The organism is Limosilactobacillus reuteri subsp. porcinus (assembly GCF_036621895.1).
Classification (GTDB): Bacteria; Bacillota; Bacilli; order Lactobacillales; family Lactobacillaceae; genus Limosilactobacillus; species Limosilactobacillus reuteri_J.
Window position 1 is genome coordinate 1 of record NZ_LN887454.1, and the last position, 306, is coordinate 306.

1 protein-coding gene is annotated in these 306 nt (G+C 37.6%); it reads left to right on the forward strand.

The window, feature by feature from the left end:
- Positions 1–306 (forward strand): IS66 family transposase (locus AACL61_RS07595; protein ID WP_339111198.1); only part of this gene is annotated, 306 nt, incomplete at both ends.

Sequence of the window (306 nt, forward strand, 5' to 3'; positions counted from 1 at the left end):
TTCATGAAGAGAAACAATTAACATATTCCAATCATAAGGAAAAACTAGTGCAACGTCGGTTGCACGTGAAGCCTTTGATGGATAAATTCTATGCCTATTTAGAAAACATTAACTTTCCTCAAGGGCGTTTAAGAGCCGCCATTAACAATGCTTTAAAGTTAAAAACACGAGTGTATCGAATTTTTGAAGATGGCCGAGTACCATTAACAAATAATCCGGTTGAACAAGCGATTCGTCCATCAACTCTTATTCGAAAGAATAGCTTATTTGCGAAAAGCTCTGCTGGAGCTCAGGCAAATGCCATTT